Consider the following 26,973-nt stretch of genomic DNA (forward strand, 5'->3'; position numbering starts at 1 on the left):
ATCTCAGCGGGCATGCCTGATGGCTAAAGCACGCGTTCAGTTCATCTGCCAGAATTGCGGTGCAGTTCACACGCGCTGGGCGGGTAAGTGCGACTCCTGCGGCGAGTGGAATACACTCGTCGAAGAAGGCACCAACAGCGGCATCGGGTCTGGCCCCGGCTCCATGCTTTCCAAGCGTAAGGGCCGCGCTGTTGCTCTCACTTCACTTTCAGGCGAAATCGAAGATGCGCCGCGCATCATTTCCGGCATCAGCGAACTTGATCGCGTTACCGGCGGTGGCTTCGTGCGTGGTTCTGCCATCCTGATTGGCGGCGATCCCGGCATCGGCAAGTCAACGCTTCTGACACAGGCAGCAGCAGCGCTTGCCAATCGCGGGCACCGCATCGTCTATGTATCAGGCGAAGAAGCCGTCGCGCAGATACGTCTTCGGGCGCAACGTCTTGGTGTGGCATCTTCTTCCGTGGAACTGGCCGCTGAAACCAATGTCGAAGATATTCTTGCGACCGTTTCCGATGGCAAGCGGCCCGATCTCGTCATCATTGATTCGATCCAGACACTCTGGACGGATATGGCAGATTCTGCCCCGGGAACAGTCACCCAAGTGCGCTCATCCGCTCAGGCAATGATCCGCTATGCCAAGCAGACGGGTGCTGCCGTTGTTCTTGTTGGCCACGTTACCAAAGAAGGCCAGATTGCTGGCCCGCGCGTCGTTGAACATATGGTCGATGGCGTTCTCTATTTTGAGGGCGAAGGCGGGCATCAGTATCGCATCCTTCGCACGGTCAAAAACCGTTTCGGACCGACCGACGAAATCGGTGTGTTTGAAATGTCGGATGGCGGATTACGCGAAGTCTCCAACCCATCTGAGCTGTTTCTGGGCGAGCGAAATGCGAAATCGCCGGGTGCTGCTGTTTTTGCGGGGATGGAAGGAACACGCCCGGTTCTGGTGGAAATACAAGCTCTCGTCTCCCCTTCTTCGCTCGGCACACCGCGCCGCGCTGTTGTTGGTTGGGATGGAAGCCGCCTTGCGATGATCCTGGCCGTTCTCGAATCACATTGTGGTGTGCGCTTTGGCCAGCATGATGTCTACCTCAATGTTGCTGGGGGTTATCGGATCAGTGAGCCTGCGGCTGACATCGCAGTGGCTGCGGCGCTTGTTTCGTCCATTGCAGGTATTGCCCTGCCCGCAGATAGTGTTTATTTCGGCGAAATCAGCCTTTCTGGTGCTGTTCGTGCGGTTTCTCATGCAGTACAGAGACTGAAGGAAGCTGAAAAGCTCGGTTTCAGGCAGGCAGTCGTTCCCGGTGGAAGCAGCGATCTGTGGAAAGATCGCAACTTCGGCCTCATGGAAACGACGGCACTCCCTGATCTGGTCGCGCGTATCGCTGCATCAGGCCCGGGTAAAAAATAGCATTCATCTGCAATCATGAGATTGCAGACCATTGAATTTAATGAGACTTAGCAGCGGAAGATTTCGTCAACTTTCCAATGTTATACTCAATCAGGTTTGACTGCCCCGCAGGTGAAAAACGCTGCGCATAAATAAGGACAGCCCAGAATGCCGGTTACGCTACTTGATGGAATTCTACTCGGAATAACGTTGGTTTCGGCCGTACTTGCTATGGTTCGCGGTTTCTCACGCGAAGTGCTTTCACTGGTTTCATGGGCAGCGGCCGCCGCCGCAGCCTATCTCTTTTACCAGCCGGTGCTGCCCTATTTGCAGCCATACATAAACAACGAGACGATCGCCAAAATCGCAGCCGCCGGCGCAGTTTTTCTGGTGGTACTGATCGTTGTTTCGCTGATCACGATGAAGATCGCTGACTTCATCATCGATAGCCGTATCGGTGCACTTGATCGCACGCTCGGCTTCCTGTTTGGTGCGGCACGTGGTGTTCTGCTTGTTGTCGTAGCAATGCTGTTCTTCAACTGGCTGGTGCCTGCAGACCAACCTGCATGGGTCACAAATGCGAAGTCCAAGCCGATGCTCGACTCCTTTGGCCAGCAGCTCGTTGAACTTCTCCCAGCTGATCCAGAAGCCGCCATCAAACAGTTCAAACCGGGTCAGGGTACACAGACACCAGCCGGAACAACGACCGAGCAGCCCGTACCGGACGACACACCGGCTGCAAACTGATCTTGAACCACCATTTTTGAAACCGGTATGCGCAACGCTGCCGGTTTCATCTGTTTTTAGCCAAAGTCCTATCCTATATCAGCGGCTCAAACGCACATCATGCAAGGGATCGCTTTTAAAATGAGGTCTTTTGCTGTAAATGTTGCTTTTAATAACCGCAATCGAAAGGTCTTGCGGACCATGTCCCAACAATCGCATGACGAAACTTCCTTTATGCTGGACGATGACACGTTGCATGAAGAGTGTGGTGTATTTGGTATTCTCGGCCATGAGGACGCAGCAGCGCTGACAGCGTTTGGTCTGCATGCGTTACAGCCCCGTGGACAAGAAGCCGCCGGTATCGTTTCCTATCACAACCGCCGCTTCCATTCGGAACGCCATATGGGACTGGTGGGCGATCACTTTACGGAAGCGTCAACACTCAACCGGCTACCCGGCGACCGTGCCATCGGGCATGTTCGCTATTCCACAACCGGCGAAACGATCCTGCGTAATGTGCAGCCGCTTTTCGCAGAGCTGGAAGTTGGTGGCATCGCGATTGCTCACAACGGTAACTTCACCAATGGCATTACACTGCGCAAGCAGCTGATTGCATCTGGCGCAATCTTTCAGGCAACCTCGGACACCGAAGTTGTCCTGCACATGATTGCCCGTTCGCGTCAGGCTTCGTCGAGTGATCGCTTTGTTGATGCGATCCGTCAGGTTGAAGGCGGATATGCCATGCTGGCACTGACCCGCACCAAGCTCATTGCTGCGCGCGATCCGGTCGGTATTCGCCCACTCGTCATGGGTGATCTGGACGGCAAGCCGATCTTCTGTTCGGAAACCTGCGCTCTCGATATTATCGGCGCGAAATATGTTCGCGACGTCGAGAACGGCGAAGTCATCATCTGCGAGATACAGAAAGATGGCTCCATTACCACTGATTGCATCAAGGCTGAAAATCCCCAGCCGGAACGGCTCTGCCTGTTCGAATATGTCTATTTTGCGCGTCCTGACTCTGTCGTGGGCGGACGCAGTGTTTATGTTTCGCGCAAGAACATGGGCATGGAACTGGCGAAGGAATCGCCAATCGAGGCCGACGTTGTTGTGCCGGTGCCGGACGGCGGCACACCTGCGGCGCTCGGCTTCGCACAGGCAAGCGGCATTCCGTTTGAATATGGCATCATCCGCAATCACTATGTCGGCCGTACCTTCATTGAGCCAACCCAGCAGATCCGCGCGCTTGGCGTGAAGCTCAAGCATTCTGCCAATCGTGCGATGATCGAAGGCAAGCGCGTCGTTCTGGTGGATGATTCCATTGTGCGTGGCACCACTTCGGTCAAGATCGTTCAGATGATCCGTGATGCAGGCGCCAAGGAAGTCCATATTCGCGTCGCGAGCCCGATGATTTTTCACCCGGATTTCTACGGTATCGACACGCCAGATGGCGATAAACTGCTGGCAAACCAGTATGATAGTCTGGAAGCGATGTGCCGCTATATCGGTGCGGATTCGCTTGAGTTTCTCACCATCGACGGACTTTACAAGGCCGTTGGCGGTGAGCCACGTGATCCGAAGGCCCCGGCCTTCACCGATCACTATTTTACGGGTGAATATCCGACCCGACTTCTCGATCAGGAAGGCGAAAGCAACGTCCACACCTTGTCGCTTCTCGCCTCCAACGGGTGATCGACTGTCTTCATGCAGGCGGCTCGCGAGGCCGCCTGTTTTTATTTATTAGACCAAACTGGGGGTAAAATGAGTATCGACCTTACTGGCCGGGTGGCTTTGGTAACGGGCGCTTCACGCGGAATTGGATATTTTCTTTCGCTCGAACTGGCAAAGCGCGGCGCACATGTGATTGCAGTCGCACGCACTGTTGGCGGTCTGGAAGAACTCGACGACGATATTCGCAAGAATGGTGGAAGCACGACGCTTGTGCCACTCGACATCACTGACATGGAGGCGATTGATCGCCTCGGTGGTTCCATTCATGAGCGCTGGGGCAAACTCGACGTTCTGGTCGCGAATGCAGGTATTCTAGGTACGATTTCCCCCATCGGCCATGTTGAAGCCAAAGTTTTCGAACAGGTCATGAATGTGAACGTCAAAAGCGTATGGCGCCTGATCCGCTCCACAGATCCGCTGTTGCGCGCATCGGATGCGGGACGTGCGATTCTGCTTTCTTCAGGTGTTGCGCATAGCTGCCGCGCTTTCTGGGCGCCTTATGCGGCTTCAAAAGCCGCGGTCGAAGTGATGGGGCGCAGCTGGGCCGAAGAAACAAAGCAGATGAAGCTGAAAGTCAATCTGGTCAATCCGGGGGCAACCCGCACGGCAATGCGTGCGAAAGCTATGCCAGGTGAAGATCCTGAAACCCTGCCCACACCACAGTCGGTTGCTGAAAAGATCGTCAAGCTCGCCGATCCGGCCCTTGAGGTAACGGGTAAGCTGTTTGATGTTCGTCAGGACCGGTTCCTCGATTATCATATGCCTTCTTGATTTTTTCGATCCGGCCTTGCGCGAAGCCAAGGCCGGACTTATCCTTTCTAAATATTCCGCTCCTGCCGACCTTTCCGGCCCATTTTAAAGCGGACCTTCCCCCCTTCACCAGACAAGACCGCTCCTTCGCGCGCTTATGCACGCGCACACTCCCATTTTACTGGAGGACCAATGTCTCACGACTATCAGCGCTTCATCATTATCAGTGGCGGACCCGGATCAGGCAAAAGCACACTCGTCGACGCTCTCGAGAAGCAAGGCTTTGCACGCAGTGTTGAGGCAGGCCGTGCCATTATTCAACAGCAGGTAAAGATCGGCGGAAACGCCCTGCCATGGGCCGATCGCGCCTTGTTTGCGGAGCTAATGCTTTCATGGGAGATGCGCTCTTACGATCTTGCCGGCAACAACGAAGGACCGGTGTTCTTTGATCGAGGCGTGCCTGATGTTATAGGCTATCTCACACTTTGTGGATTGCCGGTGCCTGAACATATTCTCCAAGCAGTCCACACGATTCAATATAATAGAACGGTGTTTCTTGCTCCGCCATGGGCAGAGATTTTTGGTCAGGACACTGAGCGCAAGCAGGACTTCGATGAAGCGAAACGCACATTTGAAGCGATGGAGCAGACATATCAGCAGCTTGGATATGAAATCGCGCTCCTGCCGAAATCAACGGTTCAGGAGCGCGCAAATTTTATTCTCCAAAACTTACCGTCAGGCTTCTTCTGACGACTCGCCTGGGAAAACAGCATTGCGGTCTGCGGCTTCGCGACGATTCCATGCCACCAAGCTGAGTGGCAAAAAGGCCAAATAGGCCAGTGCCGTCAGCGTCAGCGTGTACCATGTGAAGCTCATCAGGAAGGCCACATAAATAACCACGAGCAAAATCAATGGCATCACAAAATCGCGGCGAATGAGGCTTCCCGCAGATTTGCCATTGTAGACCGGCAGGCGGCTAACAAGCAAAAACGCAATAGCTACCGTAAATATTGCAACTGCGAAGGCCAGTCCCCTTGTCGGCGTAAGACCAAGGAAACCCAAATAGACGGGCAACAATACCAGCATGGCACCCGCCGGTGCGGGAACGCCGATAAAGTAGTTACTCTGCCATGGCGGGCGGTTTGGGTCTTCCAGCATCACATTGAAGCGCGCCAAGCGCAGGCAGCAGGCGATGGCATAGAGAAGCGCCGCAATCCAGCCAAACGAGCGCGCCTGGTCGAGCACGTAGACATACAGCACCAGTGCGGGAGCAACGCCGAAGTTTACGATATCAGCGAGAGAATCCATCTGCTCGCCAAACTTTGACGAACCTTTCATCATGCGCGCAACACGGCCGTCGACACCATCGAGAAATGCTGCAACGAGCACCATCGCGACTGCGAGTTCGAAACGGTGCTCAAACGCCAAACGAATGCCAGTCAGCCCCGCACATATGGCAAGAACAGTGATGACATTCGGAACAACAATGCGCAGTGGAATCTGCGATAGTCTTGGGCCGCGTGATGAATCCGCGCGGCCATTCGGCTCAAAGGGTGGGAATGGTGTTTCCATCAGCTCAGGCGATCCGCACCACAGGTTCTGCGCGTTCGCTGCCAAACTCTGCAAGAACGGTCTCACCGGCCACAGCCGTTTGCCCCACAGCAACGCGAACCGAAGCCCCGGCTGGCAGATAGACATCAACGCGCGAACCGAAGCGGATTAGCCCGAAGCGTTCACCGACAGAGAGATTATCGCTTTCGCGCGACCAGCAAACAATGCGGCGTGCAACCAGACCCGCAATCTGCACAACACCGATCTTGCCATTTGCGCTGTCAATCAACACTGAATTGCGTTCATTATCAGTGCTGGCCTTATCAAGTTCCGCGTTGAGGAACTTACCCGGACGGTGGAAAATCTTTTCGATCTTACCCCGCACAGGCGCACGGTTGATGTGAACCGAAAATACGTTCATGAACACGGAAACCCGCATCAGCGGCTCTGCACCAAGGTCCAGTTCTGCGGGCGGCACAGCAAGGCCGACGAATGAAACCTTGCCATCGGCCGGGCTGATCACGAGATCATCGGCAATCGGCGTCACGCGTTCAGGGTCACGGTAGAAATAGATGCACCAGATGGTCAGCACCAGACCGACCCAGAACAACGGCTCCCACAGCCAGCCCAGAATGAGCGAAACGACGAAAAACGCCGCGATAAACGGATAGCCTTCACGATGGATCGGCACGAAAGTGTTGCGAATAGTATCAGACAGGCTCATCGGTTTTCCTTTAAGTTTGCCCGTTTTTACCCCATCCTGTCCGAAATCCAAATTGATTTCGCAAATTATTCACGGCTGTCAGGGCGCGTGATCCCATCGCGCCTTATGGTCAGTAATTTGTATAGCGCGCGAAAATGATAAAGAGCGCAAAGAGGATCACCATGGAGATCACAAAAACACAGGCGATCTTATAGACGCTCCACACCAGCCACAGCGAAAATCTGATCATTTGCCCCCCTTATGAAAATACTGGCTTTTCGACTCGTCCGTAAAAACGCGCGCAACGAAATTTGCTGTCCACTCACCTGTAATTTCGTAAGGCGTCCCACCCAACTCAAATTCCATTCCGATAAAGTTTTCCATGTCCAAAGGATATTTCAAGTCATCTGTGAATTAGAATGTACTTTCGCCACTAATTAAAAGCACAGCACTTTACATTTTTACCTCCCCGTTAAAGCGGCAATTATACTTTTCACCGGGATGGCCAGTAACAGGCCGTTCTTTCCATGAGAATAATTTGCCGTCATTGGCAGCATGTTCGCTGCGCACGCGACCATCACGCTTTGTACGCCAAATATAATGTGTGGTGCTCTGCTCCTCAGCACCAACATTCGCTTTGTGTGACACTGCTTGATGATAACGAGTCAGATACCGAAGAAACTTTTCTTCGGTGTGTGAAGCATCCATAATTTCGTTCCAAACACGAGGAACATTGCCATGTTTGATGTAGTGACTGAAAGCTTGCCGACGGCTTAATTCATTCAACCGCTGTCTGCTCTTATCGATCTTCGATAAATGTGTGTTCATGAGCCCTCTCAAATTACAATTCCTGAGAGGGTAACGGCGATAGATCCTAAGGGGATAACTTATTCAAAAATTTGTTTCTATCAGGCTCGAAAGTTGTATTTCATCAGCGTGAACGACAACGGCGCTTTTCAAACCATTCAAGATTTTTCAAATTGGGATTATCGAAATTGCGTCGATCACAACGTGGCACCCGGCGATCTCTGTTCGTCACATATAGAAAATTTGGAGACACCCAGTCTTTGTAATAACCATTGCAGTCATCGTTCAATGATCCCGAGGGATCGACCTTCCTCCGGGCTTCATGGTCGGAAAGCGGAATAAGTCTGTTCGTTTCCCCATCGATCAATTTGAGAACACCAGAGCTACGAACCTTAATATAGCGGTCATTAAAGCACATGCTTGAAATTCGAGTTGCAAGACGCGTTTTACCGTCAGATGCATAGAGGTTACTCTGACTCTGTCGTATTGAACCGTAAAATTCACGTTTCACGATCATGCCATTGGGCAAGATAAAACTGTCGGTCAAATAGACAGCGAGCAAAAACAAAATGCGCAAGCTGAGGATAGTTACAATCGTAACGCATAAAAATTCGTAGACCTTCCAAGTCCACCATAGCGTCTTTTTCCAAAATGTTTTTTGACAAAATATCTTTAGCATTGTCAGCCCCCGCCGGGACTGACAATGCCTGAATACTCGACTTCTGCAAAGAGGAATGAACTCACTCCGCGGCAGGTGCGCCGCGTGTGACAACGCCCATATCATCGCTTTCGCGGACCTGACGCAGACGTTCCTCCGCCTCATCCGCTTCACGCTGGCGGCTCCACATCGAAGCATAGAGACCATTCTGCATCAGCAGATCGCGATGCGTGCCACGCTCGGCGATCAGACCATCTTTCAGCACAATGATTTCATCTGCACCGATGACGGTGGAAAGGCGGTGTGCGATCACCAGCGTCGTGCGGCCCCGGCTGACAATATCAAGTGCCGACTGGATTTCCTGTTCTGTCGCGGTATCAAGCGCCGATGTCGCCTCATCAAGGATCAGGATCGGCGGCGCTTTCAGGATCGTGCGGGCAATGGCTACGCGCTGCTTTTCGCCACCGGAAAGCTTGAGACCACGCTCGCCGACCATCGCCTGATAACCTTCTGGCAGATGCTTGATGAAGCCGGAAATCTGCGCCATTTCGGCAGCTTTTTCGACTTCACTGTCGGTCGCATCAGTACGGCCATAACGGATATTATAGGCAATCGTATCGTTAAACAGCACCGTGTCCTGCGGGACCATACCGATCACCTTGCGCAAGCTTTCCTGCGTGACATCGCGCACGTCCTGCCCGTCAATCGTGACAGAACCCGACTGCACATCATAAAAGCGGAACAAAAGCCGCGAGATGGTGGATTTACCTGCGCCCGACGGACCCACAATCGCCACCGTCTTGCCCGCAGGCACTTCAAAGCTCACGCCTTTCAGGATTGGACGATTGGCATCGTAGGCAAAATGCACATCGTTGAAGCGGATCGCACCCTTATCGACATGGAGTGGCGCAGCATTTGGCTTATCCTGCACTTCCTGCTGAACATCGAGAAGGTCAAACATCTGCTCGATATCAGTGAGGCCCTGACGGATCTCGCGATAGATGAAGCCGATGAAATTGAGCGGAATAGAAAGCTGCATCAGCATGGCATTGATGAAGACAAAGTCACCGAGCGACTGCGTACCAGCCTGCACTTCACGTGCGGACATGACCATAACAATCGCCATACCCACGCCGAAGATCACCGCCTGACCAAAGTTCAGCCAGCCGAGCGAGGTCCATGTCTTGGTAGCCGCGTCTTCATAGCGTGCCATCGACGCGTCGAAGCGTTTGGCTTCCATGGTCTCATTGCCGAAATATTTAACCGTCTCAAAGTTGAGCAGCGAGTCGATCGCCTTGGTGTTGGCATCGGTGTCTGAGTCATTCATTTCTCGGCGAATATTAATGCGCCAGTCGCTCGCCTTGATCGTGAACCACGTATAGGCGATGACCGTCAAAGCCACGACGAGCAGATAGGAAAAGCCGTAGGCAAAGGCAAAAATTACTGCCGTCAGCGCGAATTCCAGAATAGTTGGCAATGTATTGAGGATTGTGAAACGGACGATCGTTTCGATACCCTTGGTACCGCGTTCAATTACGCGCGAAAGACCTCCCGTGCGCCGCTCAAGATGGAAGCGCAGTGAAAGCTGGTGCATATGCACAAAGGTCTTATAGGCAAGTTGGCGCACCGCATATTGGCCCACACTGGCAAACAGTGCATCGCGCAGCTGATTGAGGCCCGCCTGAATAATCTTGGCCGCATTATAGGCCAGCACCAGCATGACTGCGCCAGTGAGAATGAGCGGAATGTAACCCGGCGCATCCAATTGACCGTTGAGCGCATTCGTCACCCATTTAAAGAAGTAGGGAACGAGGATCAGTACAATCTTGGAAATCACCAGGTAGAACGTCGCCCAAACCACGCGCATGCGCAGATCGGGGCGCTCAGACGGCCACATATAGGGCCAGAGATTTCGCAAAGTCTTGAGCGTTTCGCCGGAGTCGGCAGAAACAGTTTTGGGGGAACTCATGGGGCTTCTTTCAGATCAGACAATTTTTTCGCAACAGCCATTATTGAAGGCTGCGAGATGCGAACGAATAAGGGACAGTTGCTGCCAGTTGACGCTATAGCGCGAAGTCTGACGGTCGGGCCGGTAGTCGATAAGGCCAGCCTGAACGAGAACTTTGAGATGCTGCGACACAGTGGATTGAGCGAGATCGAGACGACCGACAATGTCTTTGCAGCAGCACGCATCTTCGAGGATCAGCTGCCGGAGAATGTGAATGCGAACAGGGTGACCGAGCGCTGCGTAAATACGCGCCGCAAGGTCATCATCTACGCCCGGCAAAACAGTGGACATCATTTCCAAGGATATTTTCATCGTAAATCGACGATATACGATTACACCGGAAATCGCAATATTACGCAGCGCCCTTTCTAAAGGACACTGCGTTCACGAAATGAAAATGGTGCGTTGCTATCAGTTTGCGGAATCTTGCAGGCGGCGTTGCACTTCATCATCGCCAAGCGGCTGCTGCGGCATAACAAAAACCTGCCCAGGCAGGATCAGATCAGGATTACGAATCTGGTCGCGATTGGCGAGATAGATCGTAGTATAACGCAAACCATTGCCATAAGTGCGCTTGGAAATCGTCCAGAGATTGTCACCTTTGCGGATAATCACCGAGCCATCCACCTTCTGCAAAGGTGTCCCGCCTTCAGCATCCTGTGCACTTGCAGTCTGCGCGCCCGACCCCGTTGCAACTGCCGAAACATTATCGCCAGCTTCGCGACGGAAAGGGACACGTGCAGTAGCAATCACACGGCCTGAGCGATCCAGAAGATCAGCACGGATGATATAATCTCCAACGGCCAGCGGTTTCTGACTTTGTACCAGAAAACGGCCTTCCGGCGACACAGGACTTGCGCCAAGCAATGTATCATTGGCATTGACGACAACGCTGTTGCCATCTTTATGGCCTTTTGCGTTGCCTGCCACAAACACGGTGTTGCCCTCAATTTCAACAGCCTCAATCGCTATAGGTGCATCGGAGGCCGGCTTAACCTCTTGTGTCGCGCTGGTTGATGGTGCATCAGACGAAGCAGCCGCTTGTTCAACAGGCGCTTGCGGTGTGGTGATCAGGCGGCTGGCTTGTCCTGGCTCTTCAACAAGTGCGAGCACCTGTCCGTGGCTATTGTCAGGTACAGACACAATTGCTGTCTGCGCAGAGGTTGCAACATTGCCGCCCTCACCGCCCGCGCGCAGTACAAGCTGATGATCGCCCGGCGAAAGCGGCTGATCAAGAACAATCGCAAAATCGCCATTCTCACCGGCTTTGGCTGTGCCAAGAACTTTTGAGCCGGATATAATCTCAACGGCGGCATTCGCCGCAGCCTGACCGGCAATCACGACAGAACCATCGGCTTCAACACGCAGAATATCGAAGACGGGTGTTTTTGCAGGCGGAGATACCTGCTGCCCCTGTCCAATGTCAGGCTGTGTGGTGGCTTGTTGCAGCTCAACCTCAGCGGTCTTTTCCGGTTGCTGCGATGCCGCAGGCGCCTCAGCTTCAACTGGCTTAGACGCGCTACTGGTTTCAGGTGCCTTTGCGGTTATGTCCGAACCGGGAGCAACGCCCTGACTTTTAAGCGAATTCCAATAATATGCGCCGCCGCCTAGAAGGAGGAGGAGCACGATGCCGATAATTCCATATCTGTTATTTTGCATTTCGGCCCGAAACCCATATGAGTACATTAACGAATGGGTTTATCGCTTTTTTCAACACCTCACAAGAAGTTGAGCCGAACTGCGCTTTATGGAGTGGAAGGAATCATTCTTCCGTGCAGCTTATTGGCTTTTCCTGATCGGGATCATCCATCAAATTATAGAGGTCGGCGCCGTCACCCTTGCTCCACCAGATATAAACGCCGCCCGCATATTTGGCACCGGAACCTGCAAGAACATTGGCCGCAATCACGGTGTTGTTTTCCATTTCAAGCTGCACAAGCGAATTCTCGCCTGCGTTATAATAGGTGGCCGAAATATTCTGATCGCCGCATTTGTAGAGAACAGAGTTTTCCGTCACTTCAACATCATCCGGCAGAGGGATGGTAATGTCTCCAGCCATTGCTCCAGATACTGCCCCTGATGCTATAAGCGAAAGGCCTGCCAACAAAGCCCAATTCTTCATTCCACCGACTCCCTGTCAAAGTTTTACCTCCCCAGAGTTATAGCTATCACCTTAAAAGTCCAGCCGAAGCTTGACGCTCAAACGCCAAAGGCGCACAAGAAATCATGTCTGAGATTCGATCCATTTGTGTTTATTGCGGCTCTTCAACGGGCCTGAACCCCATCTATCGTGAAGCGGGCCTGACGCTCGGTCGTTCGCTTGCCGAACATGGCATCCGCCTTGTCTATGGCGGCGGCACGCGCGGCATTATGGGCGCTGTCGCGCAAGGCGTGATGGAAGCTGGCGGCGAAGTCACCGGCATCATTCCGACCTTTCTGCTCGACAAGGAAGCAAGCCTTGAAAAAGCGCAGGAGCTGACCGAATTGATCGTGGTTGGCGACATGCACGAGCGCAAACATCTTATGTTCCAGAAGTCTGACGCTTTCGTCACACTTCCCGGCGGCATTGGCACGGTTGAAGAAATCGTGGAAATGATGACGTGGGCGCAGCTTGGCAAGCACCGCAAGCCTATGGTCTTCGCCAATATCAACAATTTCTGGCAGCCGATGCTCACTTTGCTTGAGCATATGACAAACGAAGGCTTCCTGCACACCGCCCATCAGGTGAAGCCGCTGGTGATTGATCAGGCGAAAGACATCGTGCCTGCAATCCTCGCTGCCAATGGCCGCGCACATGAAGGCGATCCAAAGATCATCGAAAAGATGTAATCACCGCACTGAACCATTATGCATGATTGAACAACAAGGGCGGAGCGATCCGCCCTTAACTACATCCGGGAGGGCTTGATGAAGACCATTGGACTGATCGGCGGTATGAGTTGGGAAAGCTCGCAGGAATATTATCGGATCATCAACCGGGAAGTGCGTGCGCGGCTTGGTGGCACGCATTCTGCCAAAAGCCTGATGTGGTCGATGGATTTTGCAGAAATCGAACATCTCCAGCACCAGGGCAAATGGGATGAGCTGACGACGCTGATGATTGAAGCCGCGCAAAACCTTGAAAAAGGCGGCGCGGACTTCATCCTGATCTGCACCAATACCATGCATAAAATGGCGACTGATATTGAAAGCGCCACGTCAATTCCGCTCGTGCATATTGCTGATCCGACAGCAGAAAAGATCGAGGCCGCTGGTTTCTCAACAGTCGGACTGCTCGGCACCGCCTTCACGATGGAACAGGATTTTTATAAAGGCCGTCTGAGTTCCAAATATGGGCTGCAAGTTCTCACGCCTGACGATGCCGATCGTAAAACCGTCCATGACATCATCTATCAGGAGCTTGTGGTTGGCAAAGTAAGCGATGAATCGCGCGAAAAATACCGCGCTGTCATCACGCGTCTGGTCGAGCGCGGAGCGGAAGCCGTTATCCTCGGTTGTACGGAAATCATGTTGCTGATCGGCCCGCAGGACAGTCCGGTACCAGTGTTTGACACAACACGTTTACATGCGGAGGCGGCAGTTGATTGGGCGTTGAGATAAGCAAAAGGGCGGAATTTCCGCCCTTTTTTATCAGCCCGCGATCTTTGCGTTCACTCCTTTTAATGCAGTTTCACGCTCTACGCTGCTCAGTTCAAGACGCTCGAAATTCTCATCAAGCAGGACCGGCAAAGATGCCTGCGGATGGATGGCTACAATGCCATAAGTTTCGTCTTCTGCTTCGACATAACGCATAAACGGTGCTTCATTTTTCGAGAACCGCGAAACGATGTTCTTTTTCTTATGCGTCGCATCAAGTGGGTTATAAGTGACATTCGTTGCGCCCAGATGCTTCTTGCTGGCCGTAATTTTCGCCCATGCAAAGCGCAAAGCAGCAGTCGACTTCATCGCCGATGCGCTGCCCATGATCCGGATGAAGCGAACCAGAAACAAAACGGCCATGGCGAGCATGATTGCAAACAGGCCGAGATCAAACGCCAGACGGTTCCAGAATTCGTCTATAGCAAGTGTCAGCGTAACATTTTCGGGATCGGAACGCTGCATCACAACATCTGTTTCGTAATCACCGCTCGACAGGCTTACAAACGAGAATTCAACCGGCTTAACGCGGCGCTCACCATCATAGTCATAAACAATAACCGCCTTACAATTCACGGTCATCTTCTTCGAGCGGCACTGCCCGTCATTTACAGAAGCATCTTCCAGAACAACCGGATCGTTCATAATCAGATGATCTTTGTAGAGACCCGGGAACCATGCAACGGCAACGCCAATACTTGCAAAAATGAAGACGATGCTGAGAAACGGATAGAGCAACCGATGGGCTAATCCGTGTTTTTTGATTTTAATTGCGCGGGAAGGTAGAATGCCGTTCAAATCCGGCAATGTCGTTTTATCAGTCATTTTTTATCGTCTATCGCAGGGCGCTGTTCACGATTGGGAGGAAGAACCGCGCCGGTGATACGTCTTGCAGCCTATGGGCCTTATTGAAACAAAACGCGATATGGACATGGCACAAAGCCATGAAATGAAAAAAACTGAATGGATAATCTTTATCGATTCAGTCCTCTATCTTTTAGCAATGTCGAATTTTACCGCAACATTGCGTGGGCAGATGAGCCTCAAAAACAGCGGCCAGTCAGTAACAATTACAGACATCACGACTCCGAATGTGAGGCGGGAGGCCGCTTTATTTCTTCACCAGTGTCGCTACCGCTTCAACATGGGGCGACCATAGGAACTGGTCGATCGGCGTGACGCGGGTGATGCGATAGCCGCCCTTCACCAGAATGGCGAGATCTCGCGCCAGCGTCACCGGGTTGCACGAAACCGCCACAACCTTCTCCACCTTGGATTTAGCCAGCTCCAGTGCCTGTTCTTCTGCGCCCGCACGCGGTGGATCAAACACAACGGCATTGTAAGGCAGCAATTCCTTCGGCATTAACGGGCGACGGAACAGATCACGGCGTTCAACGGTTACGGGCTTCAAGCCCTGCACATGGCGGATACCGCGATCAAGCGCTGCCAGTGCCGGCGCATCGTTTTCAATGGCATGGACCGCGCTCTTTTCTGCAATTCGCAGTGCGAATGTACCGACACCACAAAACAGATCCGCAACACGCTTGGCTTTGCCAAGATGTGCTTCAACCAGCGACACCATTGCTTCTTCGGCTTCAGCCGTTGCCTGAAGGAAGCAGCCCGGCGGGACCGGAACAGCTACCTTGCCGAAATGAATAATCGGCTTTTTCGGCTCAACGATAATTTCGCCTTCATGCGACAGGCGAGCAAAGCCCTTTTTCATCACAAGCGCGGTCAGTGCACGGCGCTGATCGTCGGTGAGCTTGCCACAGCCGCTTGCCGCCAGATCAAGCCCGGAGGCCGTAACCGTTGCCGCCAGTTTGAACGGCTTGGAACCGGGCGCTATCAGTGCCCCCACTTCGCGCAGATCATCGAGCCGCATAATGATTTCAGGAACTGTCACCGCACATTCGACAATATCGATAATTTCGTGGCTTTGATGACGGTTGAAGCCAAGCAATACACCTTTTTCCGTCTTGCGTGCAGCAAAGACGGCGCGGCGGCGCGATTGCGGCTTGCAAGCAACCAGCGCATCCACTTGCACCTCAAGACCCCTGCCCTTGAGTGCAGAGACCACAAGTTCGCGCTTCCATGCGCGATAAGGTTCATCCTGCCAATGCTGTAAAGCGCAGCCGCCGCAATCTTCAAAATGCTGGCAAGATGGGTCCTGCCGTTCATCAGAAGTTTCAAGCAGCGCAATCACCGCAGCACGGTTTTTGTCACGCGCCACATTGGCCACTTCGCCAGGCAGAGTGAAAGGCACAAAAAGTTGGCCATCAGGAAGATTAGCAACGCCATCGCCGCCCGCACCCATCGAGCGGATTGTTACCTGGGTCGTCATTGGTCTTTCTTTCCTGCCAAGAGATACTCACGGTTGCCATAGCCCCCCTCGATGGGGGACGGGCAAAGGCCGAGCGCACGCCAACCGGGCTGCGTCTCAAGCCATGATTTCAATTCTTCCGCAATGCGTTCGCCGTCTTTCGGGTCACGCAGAATACCGCCTTTGCCAATGGCTTCGCGCCCGGCTTCAAACTGCGGCTTTACGAGAAGCGCGCAGATAGCATCTTTTTGCGCCAAGGCCAATGCCGGGGGCAGAGCGAGTTTCAATGAAATGAAACTCACATCCGAAACAACGCAACCAATATTGCGGCCATCAAGGTGTATGGTATCGAGCGCACGCGCATTCACCCCTTCCTTGTTGGTCACGCGCGGATCGTTTCGCAAAGTCGCGTGCAACTGGTCATGGCCGACATCGATTGCAATGACATGGCTTGCGCCACGCTCCAACAGCACCTGTGTAAAACCGCCGGTCGATGCGCCAATATCAAGCGCGGTCACGCCCTTCACATCGAGACTGAAATGATCAAGTGCGGCGATCAGCTTAAGTGCTGCGCGCGAAACATAGGCGCTTGCGGGATCGTCAACGCTTAGTTCTGCTGTGCGAAGAACATTCTGCCCCGGCTTGGTGACGGGTTTGCCGTCAACCTTCACCGTGCCGCGCTGGATTGCATCCCGTGCACGCGAACGCGTGGCGAACAGTCCGCGATCAACCAGCAACTGATCCAGACGCGGGCGGTTATCCGTCAATGGTTCACTCATCAATCAGGCGCGGAATGGTGTCGCGATTTCTTCACGGCCCAATGCCGCAAAGACAGTGTGCACAATACCAGCACGGTCCAGACCGGCATTGGCATACATAACTTCCGGCTTGGCGTGGTCCTGATAGATATCCGGCAAGGTCAGCACACGTACCTTGAGACCGCGATCCAGAAGACCGTCGGTCGCAAGGAATTGCAGGACATGGGCGGCAAAGCCACCAGCCGCACCTTCTTCAATGGTGAGGAGCACTTCATGCTCACGCGCCAGACGGCGGATCAGATCATGATCGAGCGGCTTGGCAAAACGTGCATCGGCAACCGTTGTGGAAAGACCTGCCGCAGCAAGCTCATCAGCAGCGCTCAGGCATTCCTGCAAACGCGTGCCGAAGGAGAGAAGTGCCACTTTGGTACCTTCCCGCACGATACGGCCCTTGCCGATTTCAAGAACCGATCCCCGTTCAGGCAATTCGACGCCGACACCATCACCACGCGGATAGCGGAAGGAAATCGGGCCTTCATCATAGTCCGCAGCGGTGCGCACCATATGACGCAGTTCAGCTTCATCGGATGCCGCCATCACCACAAAGCCGGGCAGCGCTGCAAGGAAGCCGGTATCGAACGAACCGGCATGGGTTGGACCATCGGCCCCCACCAGACCAGCGCGGTCGATGGGAAAACGCACAGGCAGATTCTGGATCGACACGTCATGCACGACCTGATCATAGCCGCGCTGAAGGAAAGTCGAATAGATCGCACAGAAAGGCTTATAGCCTTCGGAGGCCAGACCAGCGGCAAAAGTGACAGCGTGCTGTTCGGCAATACCGACATCGAATGTACGCTTTGGGAAGACTTCACCAAAAAGATCAAGACCTGTGCCGGTTGGCATCGCAGCCGTCACTGCAACGATCTTGTCGTCGTACCGTGCTTCTTCAATCAGGCTTGTGCCGAAAATCTTGGTGTAGCTCGGCGCATTTGCTGGCGGCTTCGCCTGCTTGCCGGTGATGACGTCGAACTTGTTGACGCCGTGATATTTATCGGCGGCGGCTTCGGCAGGCGCATAACCCTTGCCCTTCTGCGTTACCACATGGAGCAGAACCGGACCTTCCTGCGTGTCGCGCACGTTTTTGAGGACCGGCAGCAGATGGTCGAGGTTATGACCGTCAATCGGGCCGACATAATAGAAGCCCAGTTCCTCAAAGAGGGTGCCTCCCGTGAAAAAAGCACGGGTGAATTCTTCCGATTTGCGGGCTTTATCCTGCAAGAACTTTGGCAGCTTCTTGGCCACCTGCTTGGCTGCTTCACGCACGCTGCGGTAGGTTTTTCCTGACACAAGCCGCGCCAGATAAGCGCTCATGGCACCCGTGGGCGGCGCAATCGACATATCATTATCATTAAGAATAACGATCAGCCGTGCATCGAGCGCACCGGCATTGTTCATCGCCTCATAGGCCATACCGGCTGACATGGAGCCATCGCCGATAACCGCGATCACATTGCGTTTTTCGCCAGAAAGATCGCTCGCCACAGCCATGCCAAGACCCGCCGAAATCGAGGTCGAGGAATGCGCCGCGCCAAACGGATCATATTCGCTTTCAGCACGCTTGGTGAAACCGGACAGACCGTTTTCCTGACGTAACGTGCGGATACGGTCACGGCGCCCGGTCAGGATTTTGTGCGGATAGGCCTGATGGCCCACATCCCAGATGATACGGTCATGTGGCGTATCAAAAACATGATGCAGCGCGATGGTCAGTTCCACCACACCAAGTCCCGCTCCAAGATGCCCGCCAGTGGTGGAGACCGCGTCTACCAGTTCGGCGCGCAATTCTTCAGCCAGCTTCGGCAAATCCTGTTCCGGCAATGCGCGAAGAGCTTCCGGCGTCGGAGCCTTGTCGAGCAGCGGGGTTATGGGTCGGGACATTAAAACAACCTGTTTCTGGTTCGATTTGGGTTTGTCGGTATAGCAGCGTCCTAAGCAGATCAAGCGGACCAAAGATCACATTGTGCCCCGCGAGGCATGTTGTCCTATGAGCGCTTATTCTGGCAAAGGTATGAATTCTTCCTCGTCGCCCGGAACAATATCGAAGCGACCCGTACGCCATTCTTCCTTAGCCTGTTCAATACGTTCTTTGGAAGACGAAACGAAATTCCACCAGACGTAACGTTTTGAACCGAGCGCCGCGCCGCCAAACAGCATGAAATGCGCGCCGTCAGGTCCAGCATGCACCACAATATCGTCACCCGGGCGGAATGCCAGCAAGCGATCAGGCGGGAACACTTCACCACCAATGCCAACATTGCCACGCAGCGTATAAATCGCGCGCTCTTCCGTTGTTGGCGGGATATGGAACCGGCCACCGGGCAACACGTCAATATCGGCATAAAGTGTTTCTGCGTGCTGGATCACCGGCGAAGAAACGCCATGCATAGAGCCGATGATCAAGCGTCCCTTAAATTCGCGGTCTTCCATCAACGGCAAATCAGGGGAATTTGTGTGATAGAAATCCGGATCGATTTCTTCAAATTGCTCTGGCAGCGCCAGCCATGTCTGCACACCGGAAATTGACAAGGGACCGTTGCGCTCTTCTTCAGGAGATCGCTCTGAATGCACGATGCCACGGCCAGCCGTCATGAGGTTTACGTCCCCCGGACGGATCACCATTTCAGTGCCAAGACTGTCGCGATGCCGGATATGGCCATCAAAAAGATAGGTCACGGTAGACAGGCCAATATGTGGATGCGGGCGGACGTCAAGCGCATCGCCATCCTTCAATACTGCCGGCCCCATCCGATCGAAGAAGATGAATGGTCCCACCAAACGCCTGCGCACAGTGGGCAAAGCACGGCGTACTTCAAGCCCGCCAATATCGCTCGTACGCGGAATGACCAGCGTTTCGATCGCGTCTACGGACGTCTTGTCGCCAAGAACCGGGTCAGGACAGGGGAAAAAACTCATTGAGCAACCACCAAATAAAACGCACCAGCAAACGGCTTGCCGGTGCGCGATATGTTTAAAAATACAGCCCTCTCAGCGATTGTGCAACAGGCGCGACAATTCGTTCGTGTCTGGCACCTGTCCATTGGTCGTCAGCTTGTCTACCAGACCGGGCAGTACCTGTGACAACTGATCGAGCAGTTCCTGCTGGTCGATACCCGCATGCGCTGCAATTTCGCTCAGTGTTTTACTCCCGAGCGCATCCCCGAGCTGGCCGGGCTCAATTTGATGATTGGTACCCTGCCCAACCCAGGAATCCACCTTATCGCCCAGACCTGCCTGCTTGAGCTGATCAAGAAGCCCCCCAAGGCCGCCGCCAAGCGGACCGGGAGCCGCCGGAGCGGATGCTGCACCGCCGCTGGCCAAAGTGCCTCCAAGCAAACCACCAAGACCACCCAGAATCCCGCCTAGCAAGCCGCCTCCGCTATCCGCCTGTTGTGGCGCAGATTGATCTGGAATCGAGGCAGGTTTTTCAGGCTCGTCGCTGTGGCCTTTCAGCATCTTACCGACCAAAAGCGCGCCGAGCGCTATCAGAACCGGCTTGGCAAGGCTGCCGCCGGGGATCGGCGAGTTCTTGGAATTGTCGTCATAACTTCCCATCACACGATACTCCCTGTTGGTCGCTGTGGTTTTCTCACACACGATAAGTTAAGGTGAAATAAGTTTTCACCTTTGACAAGCATTATAACTTGCCAAAGACAAACTATTGTGAAAATTTTCTAAATGCTTGATGCTTAATCTTATTTTCGTGATCGGAGATATTAGATGTCTGTTATAAGCTGGATTATCCTAGGGCTGATTGCCGGCTTCATCGGCAGTAAAATCGTCAATAAAAGCGGCCAGGGGGTGTTCTTCGACATTGCATTAGGCATTGTCGGGGCCATCGTTGGCGGCGTTCTTTCTTCGGCTGTTTTTGGTCGCGGCGTCACAGGTGCTTTCGATCCGATAAGCCTGATTATTGCTATTATCGGATCGATCATTGTCCTGTGGGCCTATCACAAGATCACAGGCAAGCGTTCCATCGGCTAAAAAACACCCTATAATATTATAGGCTCCGGCACGCACCGGAGCCTTTTTATTACTTTATTCAAGAAAGCGTCGACAGCGGATGGGTTTCATCGATCATTACATCGCAGCTTATGGCGCCTTTGCGATATTTGTTATCGTGTATTTTGAATCGTTTGGTGCGCCGCTTCCCGGTGAAAGTGCCCTGATCGCATGTTCTTTGCTTGCTCTACACGGCACTTTGCACATTGAGCATGTACTGATTGCCGTCTTTATCGGTGCAGTCCTTGGAGACTGTACCGGCTACATCATCGGGCGTTATGGCGGTCGTGCATTGATCTTGAAATATGGTCATCGCGTTAAACTCACGCCGGAACGGCTGGAACATTTTGAAAAAATGTTTGAAACAAAGGGCATCTATGTTGTTGCGACAGCACGCTTTGTCGTGTTGCTACGCCAATTAAACGGCATCATTGCCGGGTCTATGAAAATGCCACCTCTGCATTTTATGGCCGCCAATATTGTCGGTGCCGCGGGCTGGACATTGGTGTGGGGGCTCGGTCCCTATATGCTCAGCGGCGCACTTGCGCCTTATGCTGCGCATCTCAAACATATACTCCATTAGGAACTGACAGACTAATTTCCTCAGAATTTAATTCTGTAGCGCATTAACAACAGTCAATACCTAAATACTATACTTTTTTTATTTCCTCTAAGCAGTGTTGCATAATCATTAAAACCTCACTGATCTGACAACTAATTGGTATTGTTTGTTTTTTTACTACCTTTATAAGCGCTTCCATCACACCTCACTTACGGAGACAATTATGAGGGTTAAGCATTTTCTCTGCGCTTCAGCTGCAGTATTTTCGTTCGCCTCCGCTGCACAGGCTGCTGATGCGATTGTTGCACCAGAGCCGGAAGCCGTAGAGTATGTTCGCGTTTGCGATGCCTACGGCGCGGGTTACTTCTACATTCCAGGCACTGAAACCTGCCTTCGCATCCATGGTTACATTCGTTACGACATCACGGGCGGTGATGACGTTTACGCAAAGACCCTGGCTAAGCGCGAGCGCGACACCTACGACATGACGTCGCGTTTTGAGCTTAGCTTGTCCACTGCAAGCGAAACTGATCTGGGCACGCTCAAGACCTATGCCGATGCCCGTTTTGACTGGAACAATGGCGTGAGCGGTGCGAGCGGTGAGCTTCGCTATGCCTATATCCAGCTTGGCGGTCTTCGTCTTGGTCTTGATGAATCGGCATTTGTGACCTTCACCGGCTACCTTGGAGACGTCATCAATGACGACGTTATTCTGGCTGGTGGCACCCGTACCAACGCCATCAGCTACACCTTCAAGGGCGGCAACGGCTTCTCGGCCATCATCGCTCTGGAACAGGGTCAGGCTGCAAACAGCGACTTTAACAAGTCTGTTCTGATTGACGACTACATGCCATATGTTGTTGGTGGCTTGAAGCTCGCTCAGGATTGGGGTTCAATCGCCGGTGTTGCAGCTTACGACGCCCTCAATGAAGAGTGGATGGGTAAGGTTCGCCTCGACGTCAACGTCACCGACCAGCTCTCGGTCTGGGCGCAGGGCGCTTACAAGTCGAACGACGATCACTACATTGCTGGCGTTCGTCAGATTGACAGCTTCTATGGCACCTGGGGTGGTGATTGGGCTGTATGGGGTGGCGCGAAGTACAAGATCAACAAGAAGGCCGCCTTCAACATTCAGGCCGCTTACGAAGAAGCTGGTCGTTTTGCAGGTACGATGAATGTCGCCTATACGCTCGTACCGGGCTTCACTGTAACGCCAGAAATCTCCTATACCAAGTGGAATGATGATCGTTCCGTACTCAAGGGCAAGGATGCCATACAGGGTATGGTGCGCTTCCAGCGCTCGTTCTGATCCTGATCATCCGACAAGATTGCGGTCACTGCGATCTTAAGACCTCCAGTCAGGTCGCAGGGACGCAAACAGATAGCGGCTCACAAAGAGCCGTTATTATTCTCATGGGCTTGTTGGATGAGCTTATTCAGCGTCGAGCGGCTCAGTGCTCGCTGGCTGACCATCGCGGCCAACACGGATTTTCTCGACCTTGTCTTCCGCAGATTTGAGCAGCGTATCGCAATGCTTCTTCAAGGCTTCGCCGCGCTCATAAATACGGATTGACTCTTCCAGCGGCACATCGCCCCGCTCAAGATCATCGACGATCTTCTCAAGCTGCTTCAAGGCATCCTCGAAGCTCATAACTGCAATGTCGGCGTTGGACGGTTCGGTTACCATGGTTTATCCTTTCAACAGCCGCGTAATATGAGAAGACGCGGACTGCGACAAGCCCTCAAGATCATATCCACCTTCAAGTACGCTCACCAGCCGGTGATTGCAGAACCGTTCAGCGCGTTCCATAAGCTTACCCGTTGCCCAGTCGAAATCCGCTTCATCGAGATTAATCTCGGAAAGGGGATCGCGAAAATGTGCATCGAAACCAGCGGAAATAAGAATCAAATCCGGCTGGAAGTCATCCAAAGCAGGCAGGACGCGACTATTCAATGCCTCACGAAATTCTCGGCTGCCGGTATTGGGCGAAAGTGGTGCATTGACGATATTGCCGACACCCACCTCATCTTTCCGGCCTGTGCCGGGAAAAAGCGGAAACTGGTGTGTCGAGCAGAACAGAACGCTCGGGTCATCCTTGAAAATATCCTGCGTGCCATTGCCGTGATGTACGTCCCAATCGACAATCGCTATACGCTCCGCACCGTGATTGCGCTGCGCGTGACGTGCTGCGATCGCAACATTGTTAAACAGGCAAAAGCCCATGGGGGTTGCAAGCTCGGCATGATGACCGGGTGGGCGTGAAGCCACAAAAACATTATCCGCCAGCCCTGAAAACACATCATCAACCGCAGCGGTGGCGGCACCAACTGCCAGCAGTGCTGCCTCCCAGCTTTTGGGGCTTACATAGGTATCAACACCGAGCTTGTTGATCGGCTGCGGCGCTTCCTCATCATCAATAGCGTCAGGAATTTGACGGCGGATTTCATCGATATAGCTCTCAGGATGCACAAGCAGTATGGCATCTTCCGACGCCATCTCAGCCTTTACCCGATCAAGACGGTAAAAATCTGGTCCTTCGAGTTCGCTCATCAGCGCGCGAATGCGGTCGGGCCGCTCGGGATGTCCGGGCGGCACGATATGGTCTAGATAGGTAGGATGCCAGTAAAGCCGAGTTGTCATTGTGCTCCTGTAGCATCTTTAGCCGACAGCACAGTGTCAGATGATTTCCGTACGCACAATATCGATACCGAAGCCGTCAAGACCAACATAGTGTCGCTCACGCGATGCCAGCAGCACGATCGATGTAATGCCGAGATCCTTGAGTATCTGTGCACCAAGACCGATCTGCCGCCATTCTTCCTCGCGCGCAACAGCTTCTGCATGGGCTTCGTGTTCGCCAAGCAGAGCTTCGCGCGCACGCGCATCACGGTGATCGGCACGAACGCCGACAGAACCTTCACGCAGATAAACAAGAACGCCGCGGCCTTCCTTGCTCATGCGCTTCATGATCTCGTCGAGGTTGTTGCCGCCTTTACCGAAAACATCGCTCAGCACATCTTCACGGTGCAGGCGAACAGGTACATTTTCGCCAGCCCGAATATCACCAAATACAACAGCTACATGCTGCATCGGCTCCCATGGCAATTCGTAGGTATAGGCATGAGCGGGACCGGCGCAGGTGTCTATATTTGCGTCGCCAATACGCTTGACCAGCGTTTCCTTGCGCTGACGATAGGCAATGAGGTCGGCCACGGTTACGCGATGCAGCGCGTGCTTTTCAGCAAACGCCGTCACATCAGGGCCACGCATGACCGTACCGTCATCATTGATCAGTTCGCAGATCACACCAATCGGCGGCAGGTTTGCGAGCTTGCAAAGATCAACAGCCGCTTCTGTGTGACCGGAGCGCATCAGCACGCCGCCTTCACGCGCAATCAGCGGGAAAATATGGCCAGGACGCACGAAATCCGAAGCACCGGCGTTGGGGTTTGCGAGATTGCGCACTGTGAGCGTGCGATCTTCAGCCGAAATGCCGGTCGTGGTGCCGTGGCGGTAATCAACAGTGACGGTGAAAGCCGTTGTGTGAGCGGACTCATTTTCTGCCACCATTGGCGCCAGATTAAGACGCTTGGCTTCGTCCCGCGTCATTGGCGTGCAGACGATGCCAGATGTGTACCGAACGATGAAGGCCATTTTTTCCGGCGTGCAGTGAACGGCGGCAACGATAAGATCGCCTTCGTTCTCACGTCCGTCATCATCCATCACGACAACAATTTCGCCACGCTCGAAAGCGCGCAGCGCATCAACGACCTGTTTCTGATTATAGCTCATTTCAGCCTCAATGGTTGTACCACAGCTTCAGTGTCTTGCTTTCACGCATGTTGCGGAAACCGGTTTCCCCTTTTCCGCGACATGCTCAGAACCGGCCCTTGGTCCCTGAAACCACCTCTGAATGTTTTAAATCCGACCCGTCTGTCCACGATGGCGCAGATAATGATCGGCAATTGCACAAGCGACCATCGCTTCGCCAATCGGCACAGCGCGGATACCCACGCAAGGATCATGCCGCCCCTTGGTCATAACATCCACTTCCTTGCCGTCCTTATCAATGGACTTGCGCGGTGTCAGGATCGACGATGTGGGCTTGACTGCAAAGCGCGCCACCACAGGCGCACCGGTTGCAATCCCACCCAGAACGCCGCCTGCCTGATTGGACAGGAACATCGGCTGACCGTCATTGCCAATGCGCATTTCGTCGGCATTTTCTTCACCAGTCAGGCGAGCAGCTTCAAAGCCATTGCCAATTTCAACGCCCTTCACAGCGTTGATTGACATGAGATAGCTTGCAATATCCTGATCGAGCTTGCCATAGATTGGCGCACCAATACCCGCAGGCACACCTTCGGCCACGACTTCAATAATCGCGCCAATGGAAGAGCCATTCTTACGGATGCCATCCAGATAGTCCGCAAAAACTTCAACGGAACCGGCGTCTGGCGTAAAGAATGGATTGTTATCGACTTCATTCCAGTCCCAGCGCGCGCGCTCAATGTCATGGACACCCATCGAGACAAGCGCACCACGCACCTGCAGACCGGGGACAACTTTGCGCGCAATGGCACCAGCCGCTACACGTGCCGCGGTTTCACGCGCCGAAGAACGCCCACCTCCGCGATAATCGCGAATGCCATATTTGACGTCATAGGCATAATCGGCGTGGCCCGGGCGATATTGCTTGGCAATATCACCGTAGTCCTTGGAGCGCTGATCGGTGTTTTCGATCATCATGGAAATCGGCGTGCCAGTGGTGGTCATGGTGACGCCATCATCACCCAGAAGCACACCTGACAACACACGAACCTGATCTGGCTCACGGCGCTGGGTGGTGTATTTCGACTGGCCGGGCTTGCGCTTGTCGAGATAAGACTGAATTTCGGCTTCGGTAAAGGTGATACCCGGAGGGCAGCCGTCCACAACGCAACCAAGCGCAATTCCGTGGCTTTCACCCCAGGTTGTTACGCGGAACAGATGACCGAAACTGTTATGAGACATGAGCTAAGCCTGATTACGGGGCGCCTTTTCCGGCAAGATATGGGGCGGTTTTATTGGCCTTTTGAGCAACGGTCAAATTATTGCTGGAGATAGTCACTTCGCGCCCGCAAAAATCCATCAGATCATCCACATAACGCATTCTTTTTGACACATTCCATCGGCTAAAATACGCCCACAATCAAGTTGCGCCCTTCAGTTTCAACCCATACAGTTGATGCAACGTTCAAGGGAACAATCGCGGAAAATGCAATTCGTGTCGAATCAGTCAGCCGACGACCCGGCACCCAGAAGGAGGAT

28 protein-coding genes are annotated in these 26,973 nt (G+C 53.4%); 10 read left to right on the forward strand and 18 right to left on the reverse strand.

The window, feature by feature from the left end; all coding sequences use genetic code 11:
- The first annotated feature begins 19 nt into the window (after positions 1 to 19).
- From radA to H5024_RS10065, 5 genes are all read left to right on the forward strand, one after another.
- A complete protein-coding gene (radA, locus tag H5024_RS10045; protein ID WP_187546020.1) occupies positions 20 to 1,411 on the forward strand; it encodes a DNA repair protein RadA in 1,392 nt (463 codons plus the stop codon).
- A 147-nt stretch (positions 1,412 to 1,558) separates the two neighbouring features.
- Entirely contained in the window at positions 1,559 to 2,137 is a 579-nt protein-coding gene (locus H5024_RS10050) for a CvpA family protein (protein WP_187546023.1), read from the forward strand.
- Between the two features lie 180 nt (positions 2,138 to 2,317).
- Positions 2,318 to 3,808 (forward strand): amidophosphoribosyltransferase, encoded by a 1,491-nt coding sequence (gene purF, locus H5024_RS10055; RefSeq protein ID WP_187546025.1) that lies wholly within the window; start codon positions 2,318 to 2,320, stop codon positions 3,806 to 3,808.
- Positions 3,809 to 3,877: 69 nt separating this feature from the next.
- On the forward strand, positions 3,878 to 4,618 hold the full coding sequence (locus H5024_RS10060) for an SDR family NAD(P)-dependent oxidoreductase (RefSeq protein WP_187546028.1): 741 nt from the start codon (positions 3,878 to 3,880) through the stop codon (positions 4,616 to 4,618).
- Positions 4,619 to 4,789: 171 nt separating this feature from the next.
- Positions 4,790 to 5,347: an AAA family ATPase gene (locus tag H5024_RS10065; RefSeq protein ID WP_187546030.1), complete on the forward strand. Its 558-nt coding sequence runs from the start codon at positions 4,790 to 4,792 to the stop codon at positions 5,345 to 5,347.
- Here the strand turns inward: H5024_RS10065 and pssA are convergent.
- The 8 genes from pssA to H5024_RS10105 all read right to left on the reverse strand — a co-directional run bounded on the left by pssA (position 5,333) and on the right by H5024_RS10105 (position 12,446).
- Entirely contained in the window at positions 5,333 to 6,169 is an 837-nt protein-coding gene (gene pssA / locus H5024_RS10070) for a CDP-diacylglycerol--serine O-phosphatidyltransferase (protein WP_187546759.1), read from the reverse strand. The two genes, H5024_RS10065 and pssA, sit on opposite strands and share 15 nt — an antisense overlap.
- A gap of 4 nt (positions 6,170 to 6,173) precedes the next feature.
- Positions 6,174 to 6,872, reverse strand: a complete 699-nt coding sequence (locus tag H5024_RS10075) for a phosphatidylserine decarboxylase (protein ID WP_187546033.1) — start codon at positions 6,870 to 6,872, stop codon at positions 6,174 to 6,176.
- Positions 6,873 to 7,304: 432 nt separating this feature from the next.
- Positions 7,305 to 7,679, reverse strand: a complete 375-nt coding sequence (locus tag H5024_RS10080) for a phage minor head protein (RefSeq protein ID WP_187546035.1) — start codon at positions 7,677 to 7,679, stop codon at positions 7,305 to 7,307.
- Positions 7,680 to 7,782: 103 nt separating this feature from the next.
- On the reverse strand, positions 7,783 to 8,337 hold the full coding sequence (locus H5024_RS10085; protein WP_187546038.1) for a hypothetical protein: 555 nt from the start codon (positions 8,335 to 8,337) through the stop codon (positions 7,783 to 7,785).
- A 61-nt stretch (positions 8,338 to 8,398) separates the two neighbouring features.
- A complete protein-coding gene (locus H5024_RS10090; protein ID WP_187546040.1) occupies positions 8,399 to 10,285 on the reverse strand; it encodes an ABC transporter ATP-binding protein/permease in 1,887 nt (628 codons plus the stop codon).
- Positions 10,286 to 10,300: 15 nt separating this feature from the next.
- Positions 10,301 to 10,618, reverse strand: coding sequence for a metalloregulator ArsR/SmtB family transcription factor (locus tag H5024_RS10095; RefSeq protein WP_247875228.1), 318 nt, complete (start codon positions 10,616 to 10,618; stop codon positions 10,301 to 10,303).
- Positions 10,619 to 10,735: 117 nt separating this feature from the next.
- Positions 10,736 to 11,983: an Ig-like domain-containing protein gene (locus H5024_RS10100; RefSeq protein ID WP_187546044.1), complete on the reverse strand. Its 1,248-nt coding sequence runs from the start codon at positions 11,981 to 11,983 to the stop codon at positions 10,736 to 10,738.
- A gap of 103 nt (positions 11,984 to 12,086) precedes the next feature.
- Positions 12,087 to 12,446, reverse strand: a complete 360-nt coding sequence (locus tag H5024_RS10105; RefSeq protein WP_187546047.1) for an MliC family protein — start codon at positions 12,444 to 12,446, stop codon at positions 12,087 to 12,089.
- 104 nt (positions 12,447 to 12,550) lie between these two features.
- Here H5024_RS10105 and H5024_RS10110 point away from each other — a divergent pair, with 104 nt between their 5' ends.
- Both H5024_RS10110 and H5024_RS10115 read left to right on the forward strand, forming a co-directional pair.
- On the forward strand, positions 12,551 to 13,153 hold the full coding sequence (locus H5024_RS10110; protein ID WP_187546049.1) for a TIGR00730 family Rossman fold protein: 603 nt from the start codon (positions 12,551 to 12,553) through the stop codon (positions 13,151 to 13,153).
- 78 nt (positions 13,154 to 13,231) lie between these two features.
- On the forward strand, positions 13,232 to 13,924 hold the full coding sequence (locus tag H5024_RS10115; protein ID WP_187546052.1) for an aspartate/glutamate racemase family protein: 693 nt from the start codon (positions 13,232 to 13,234) through the stop codon (positions 13,922 to 13,924).
- A 30-nt stretch (positions 13,925 to 13,954) separates the two neighbouring features.
- Here H5024_RS10115 and H5024_RS10120 read toward each other — a convergent pair whose 3' ends face one another.
- The 6 genes from H5024_RS10120 to H5024_RS10145 form a co-directional block, all read right to left on the reverse strand.
- Positions 13,955 to 14,785 carry a hypothetical protein gene (locus tag H5024_RS10120; protein ID WP_187546054.1) on the reverse strand — a complete coding sequence of 277 codons (831 nt, stop codon included), beginning with the start codon at positions 14,783 to 14,785 and terminating at the stop codon, positions 13,955 to 13,957.
- Between the two features lie 286 nt (positions 14,786 to 15,071).
- On the reverse strand, positions 15,072 to 16,301 hold the full coding sequence (locus H5024_RS10125; RefSeq protein WP_187546056.1) for a class I SAM-dependent RNA methyltransferase: 1,230 nt from the start codon (positions 16,299 to 16,301) through the stop codon (positions 15,072 to 15,074).
- On the reverse strand, positions 16,298 to 17,059 hold the full coding sequence (locus H5024_RS10130; protein WP_187546058.1) for a TlyA family RNA methyltransferase: 762 nt from the start codon (positions 17,057 to 17,059) through the stop codon (positions 16,298 to 16,300). Before H5024_RS10130 ends, H5024_RS10125 begins: the two co-directional genes overlap by 4 nt.
- A gap of 3 nt (positions 17,060 to 17,062) precedes the next feature.
- Positions 17,063 to 18,979: a 1-deoxy-D-xylulose-5-phosphate synthase gene (gene dxs / locus H5024_RS10135; RefSeq protein WP_187546059.1), complete on the reverse strand. Its 1,917-nt coding sequence runs from the start codon at positions 18,977 to 18,979 to the stop codon at positions 17,063 to 17,065.
- A gap of 114 nt (positions 18,980 to 19,093) precedes the next feature.
- A complete protein-coding gene (locus H5024_RS10140; protein WP_187546061.1) occupies positions 19,094 to 20,014 on the reverse strand; it encodes a pirin family protein in 921 nt (306 codons plus the stop codon).
- 72 nt (positions 20,015 to 20,086) lie between these two features.
- Entirely contained in the window at positions 20,087 to 20,653 is a 567-nt protein-coding gene (locus H5024_RS10145; RefSeq protein ID WP_187546063.1) for a YidB family protein, read from the reverse strand.
- A gap of 165 nt (positions 20,654 to 20,818) precedes the next feature.
- Here H5024_RS10145 and H5024_RS10150 point away from each other — a divergent pair, with 165 nt between their 5' ends.
- From H5024_RS10150 to H5024_RS10160, 3 genes are all read left to right on the forward strand, one after another.
- A complete protein-coding gene (locus H5024_RS10150; RefSeq protein WP_187546065.1) occupies positions 20,819 to 21,082 on the forward strand; it encodes a GlsB/YeaQ/YmgE family stress response membrane protein in 264 nt (87 codons plus the stop codon).
- A 79-nt stretch (positions 21,083 to 21,161) separates the two neighbouring features.
- The gene (locus tag H5024_RS10155; RefSeq protein ID WP_187546068.1) at positions 21,162 to 21,683 is read left to right on the forward strand and encodes a DedA family protein; all 522 of its coding nucleotides are present in this window, start codon (positions 21,162 to 21,164) and stop codon (positions 21,681 to 21,683) included.
- Positions 21,684 to 21,885: 202 nt separating this feature from the next.
- Positions 21,886 to 22,971 (forward strand): porin, encoded by a 1,086-nt coding sequence (locus H5024_RS10160; protein ID WP_187546070.1) that lies wholly within the window; start codon positions 21,886 to 21,888, stop codon positions 22,969 to 22,971.
- A gap of 123 nt (positions 22,972 to 23,094) precedes the next feature.
- Here H5024_RS10160 and H5024_RS10165 read toward each other — a convergent pair whose 3' ends face one another.
- The 4 genes from H5024_RS10165 to aroC form a co-directional block, all read right to left on the reverse strand.
- Positions 23,095 to 23,349, reverse strand: a complete 255-nt coding sequence (locus H5024_RS10165) for an exodeoxyribonuclease VII small subunit (protein WP_187546072.1) — start codon at positions 23,347 to 23,349, stop codon at positions 23,095 to 23,097.
- Positions 23,350 to 23,352: 3 nt separating this feature from the next.
- On the reverse strand, positions 23,353 to 24,303 hold the full coding sequence (locus H5024_RS10170; protein WP_187546074.1) for a histone deacetylase family protein: 951 nt from the start codon (positions 24,301 to 24,303) through the stop codon (positions 23,353 to 23,355).
- 36 nt (positions 24,304 to 24,339) lie between these two features.
- Positions 24,340 to 25,455, reverse strand: coding sequence for a 3,4-dihydroxy-2-butanone-4-phosphate synthase (gene ribB, locus H5024_RS10175; protein WP_187546077.1), 1,116 nt, complete (start codon positions 25,453 to 25,455; stop codon positions 24,340 to 24,342).
- A gap of 126 nt (positions 25,456 to 25,581) precedes the next feature.
- Positions 25,582 to 26,676, reverse strand: a complete 1,095-nt coding sequence (gene aroC, locus H5024_RS10180) for a chorismate synthase (protein ID WP_187546079.1) — start codon at positions 26,674 to 26,676, stop codon at positions 25,582 to 25,584.
- Positions 26,677 to 26,973 lie beyond the last annotated feature (297 nt).

This window comes from Ochrobactrum sp. Marseille-Q0166, assembly GCF_014397025.1.
Lineage (GTDB): Bacteria > Pseudomonadota > Alphaproteobacteria > Rhizobiales > Rhizobiaceae > Brucella.

What these genes read in the sequence shown, in the direction of transcription:
- H5024_RS10170 (WP_187546074.1), bottom strand. Translation starts at nt 24,303, where the DNA reads ATGACAACTCGGCTTTACTGGCATCCTACCTATCTAGACCATATCGTG.
- H5024_RS10125 (WP_187546056.1), bottom strand. Translation starts at nt 16,301, where the DNA reads ATGACGACCCAGGTAACAATCCGCTCGATGGGTGCGGGCGGCGATGGC.
- aroC (WP_187546079.1), bottom strand. Translation starts at nt 26,676, where the DNA reads ATGTCTCATAACAGTTTCGGTCATCTGTTCCGCGTAACAACCTGGGGT.
- H5024_RS10050 (WP_187546023.1), top strand. Translation starts at nt 1,559, where the DNA reads ATGCCGGTTACGCTACTTGATGGAATTCTACTCGGAATAACGTTGGTT.
- H5024_RS10060 (WP_187546028.1), top strand. Translation starts at nt 3,878, where the DNA reads ATGAGTATCGACCTTACTGGCCGGGTGGCTTTGGTAACGGGCGCTTCA.
- H5024_RS10145 (WP_187546063.1), bottom strand. Translation starts at nt 20,653, where the DNA reads ATGGGAAGTTATGACGACAATTCCAAGAACTCGCCGATCCCCGGCGGC.
- H5024_RS10160 (WP_187546070.1), top strand. Translation starts at nt 21,886, where the DNA reads ATGAGGGTTAAGCATTTTCTCTGCGCTTCAGCTGCAGTATTTTCGTTC.
- H5024_RS10165 (WP_187546072.1), bottom strand. Translation starts at nt 23,349, where the DNA reads ATGGTAACCGAACCGTCCAACGCCGACATTGCAGTTATGAGCTTCGAG.
- radA (WP_187546020.1), top strand. Translation starts at nt 20, where the DNA reads ATGGCTAAAGCACGCGTTCAGTTCATCTGCCAGAATTGCGGTGCAGTT.
- H5024_RS10065 (WP_187546030.1), top strand. Translation starts at nt 4,790, where the DNA reads ATGTCTCACGACTATCAGCGCTTCATCATTATCAGTGGCGGACCCGGA.
- dxs (WP_187546059.1), bottom strand. Translation starts at nt 18,979, where the DNA reads ATGTCCCGACCCATAACCCCGCTGCTCGACAAGGCTCCGACGCCGGAA.
- H5024_RS10140 (WP_187546061.1), bottom strand. Translation starts at nt 20,014, where the DNA reads ATGAGTTTTTTCCCCTGTCCTGACCCGGTTCTTGGCGACAAGACGTCC.
- H5024_RS10105 (WP_187546047.1), bottom strand. Translation starts at nt 12,446, where the DNA reads ATGAAGAATTGGGCTTTGTTGGCAGGCCTTTCGCTTATAGCATCAGGG.
- H5024_RS10090 (WP_187546040.1), bottom strand. Translation starts at nt 10,285, where the DNA reads ATGAGTTCCCCCAAAACTGTTTCTGCCGACTCCGGCGAAACGCTCAAG.
- H5024_RS10130 (WP_187546058.1), bottom strand. Translation starts at nt 17,059, where the DNA reads ATGAGTGAACCATTGACGGATAACCGCCCGCGTCTGGATCAGTTGCTG.
- H5024_RS10100 (WP_187546044.1), bottom strand. Translation starts at nt 11,983, where the DNA reads ATGCAAAATAACAGATATGGAATTATCGGCATCGTGCTCCTCCTCCTT.
- H5024_RS10080 (WP_187546035.1), bottom strand. Translation starts at nt 7,679, where the DNA reads ATGAACACACATTTATCGAAGATCGATAAGAGCAGACAGCGGTTGAAT.
- H5024_RS10095 (WP_247875228.1), bottom strand. Translation starts at nt 10,618, where the DNA reads ATGATGTCCACTGTTTTGCCGGGCGTAGATGATGACCTTGCGGCGCGT.
- H5024_RS10115 (WP_187546052.1), top strand. Translation starts at nt 13,232, where the DNA reads ATGAAGACCATTGGACTGATCGGCGGTATGAGTTGGGAAAGCTCGCAG.
- H5024_RS10075 (WP_187546033.1), bottom strand. Translation starts at nt 6,872, where the DNA reads ATGAGCCTGTCTGATACTATTCGCAACACTTTCGTGCCGATCCATCGT.
- H5024_RS10150 (WP_187546065.1), top strand. Translation starts at nt 20,819, where the DNA reads ATGTCTGTTATAAGCTGGATTATCCTAGGGCTGATTGCCGGCTTCATC.
- H5024_RS10110 (WP_187546049.1), top strand. Translation starts at nt 12,551, where the DNA reads ATGTCTGAGATTCGATCCATTTGTGTTTATTGCGGCTCTTCAACGGGC.
- H5024_RS10155 (WP_187546068.1), top strand. Translation starts at nt 21,162, where the DNA reads ATGGGTTTCATCGATCATTACATCGCAGCTTATGGCGCCTTTGCGATA.
- ribB (WP_187546077.1), bottom strand. Translation starts at nt 25,455, where the DNA reads ATGAGCTATAATCAGAAACAGGTCGTTGATGCGCTGCGCGCTTTCGAG.
- purF (WP_187546025.1), top strand. Translation starts at nt 2,318, where the DNA reads ATGTCCCAACAATCGCATGACGAAACTTCCTTTATGCTGGACGATGAC.
- H5024_RS10085 (WP_187546038.1), bottom strand. Translation starts at nt 8,337, where the DNA reads ATGCTAAAGATATTTTGTCAAAAAACATTTTGGAAAAAGACGCTATGG.
- H5024_RS10120 (WP_187546054.1), bottom strand. Translation starts at nt 14,785, where the DNA reads ATGACTGATAAAACGACATTGCCGGATTTGAACGGCATTCTACCTTCC.
- pssA (WP_187546759.1), bottom strand. Translation starts at nt 6,169, where the DNA reads ATGGAAACACCATTCCCACCCTTTGAGCCGAATGGCCGCGCGGATTCA.